A 1,614-nucleotide genomic window follows, 5' to 3' on the forward strand; every position below is an offset into this window, starting at 1 on the left:
AAGACCTGCTAATAAAAGTCAAGTAGAAATTTCAGATTTTTAGTGAAGCAAAAAAGGCAACACAAAATCAAGCCGCTGAGCGTTTCAAAATTAAAACGGCGGCCAGCCAGATGGTATAACGCTGGGAAATCAGTTGTGTTCCAGAGAATCCAAGTAGGCTTTCACAGAAGCATAGTAAATGCGCAGGAACTTGTTGGCGGAGGCCATCATGTAGACACGGTAGGGCTTGCCCTCAGAACGTTTCTTGTTCATGAACTGGTAGATCGGCTCATCCATTGGAGCGCATTGCAGGAGAACGCCCATCACCAGAAAAAGCGTTCTGCGCAGCGAGGCAGATCCCCGCTTGGAAATGCTGCGGCTACGAATATCCATTTGGCCGGATTGGTAAGGAGGGGCGTCAATGCCTGCAAAGGCCACCAGCGATTTCTTGGAATGAAAACGGCGCACATCGCCAATTTCAGCCATGAGTTGGGGGCCGAGCGCGGGGCCAACACCAAACATCTCCATCACCACAGGATACTCCGGCAGAGAGGCCGCCAGAGACTGCATCTCCTGCTTAAGAGCAGCTAACGCGGCGGAAGTTGCCCGGAGTTGGGAAATGGCCTGTTCTACCAAAAGTTTTGCGGTATCCGTTTTGGGCATGACACCGAAGTGTCCACAGGCGGAAGCGTAAATGTCCAGCGCCTTATCTTCGCTGAAATTGTAGCCGTGCTTTTTGCACCATTTCTGGTACTTGGCGGTAAAGGCCTTCTCAGACAGGCCGCAGACGCACTCGCAGTGCCAAAAAGCAGCTACAAAGTCCACCCATTTCTCGCTGCCATCGGCGCGGGGCGGACTGGTAAACAGGCGGTTTGCGTCCGGGAAAGCGGTATCCAGGAGGGAAATCAGGTTGTTCTTCAGCATGGTCCGCACTTTGGAATACTGCTGGTACTGCCGGTAGCAAGACTTCAGCATGAGCCGGGTATCCTCCTCCGGGACATATCTCGGCAGCGTGAGCCAGTGGTCAAGGCCGTAGTTGGCCAGCTTCACGGCATCCTTCTTGTCAGTCTTGGCCCGTCTTAAACTGTTGTTCCCATAGTCATGCACCAGCATTGCATTGACTACGGAGACATAAAGCCCCGCGTCGTGGAGCAGCCAGGCCACCGGCGCGTGGTAATTGCCCGTGGACTCCATCACCACACGGGTCTCACCGTCCAGACTTTTGAGCAGCCTTGCCAGCTTACTCAGTTCGCTGTCGGTGTGAAGTACCTCAAAGGGTGAGACTACCACCTCTCCGAAGGGCCGCATGACGGCGATCATGCTTTTTCCTTTGGAAATATCGATGCCAACGCAGTTCATCCACATTCCTCCAATACAACGAATCTGCAACCGGAATCCATCTTTTCTCGCTGCCGATTCAATCTATTGGGTGACACGAACTCTCCGGCATCCGGTGGCTCAACCTGCTCAAATCGAACGCTGCAACAAGAGGATGGCTGACAGTCTTTCTAACGGACATAGAAGCCCAAGGAGTGAATGGTCAGCCAGTTGCTCCTCTCATTGTAGCTTAGGCACGAGATGGAAGGGAAACCGGACTGGCTGCCCGGCTTCCCTGTCCAAATTTATTGTAATAGG

Annotated in this window: 1 protein-coding gene; it reads right to left on the reverse strand. The window is 53.0% G+C overall.

From position 1 onward, the window contains the following. Positions 1-129: 129 nt before the first annotated feature. Positions 130-1,338 (reverse strand): IS110 family RNA-guided transposase, encoded by a 1,209-nt coding sequence (locus H8709_RS11785; RefSeq protein ID WP_117508252.1) that lies wholly within the window; start codon positions 1,336-1,338, stop codon positions 130-132. Positions 1,339-1,614 lie beyond the last annotated feature (276 nt).

It is taken from the genome of Zongyangia hominis, assembly GCF_014385095.1.
Classification (GTDB): Bacteria; Bacillota; Clostridia; order Oscillospirales; family Ruminococcaceae; genus Zongyangia; species Zongyangia hominis.

Excerpts from the sequence above, each read along its gene's own strand:
- H8709_RS11785 (WP_117508252.1), bottom strand. The coding sequence starts at position 1,338 with ATGAACTGCGTTGGCATCGATATTTCCAAAGGAAAAAGCATGATCGCC.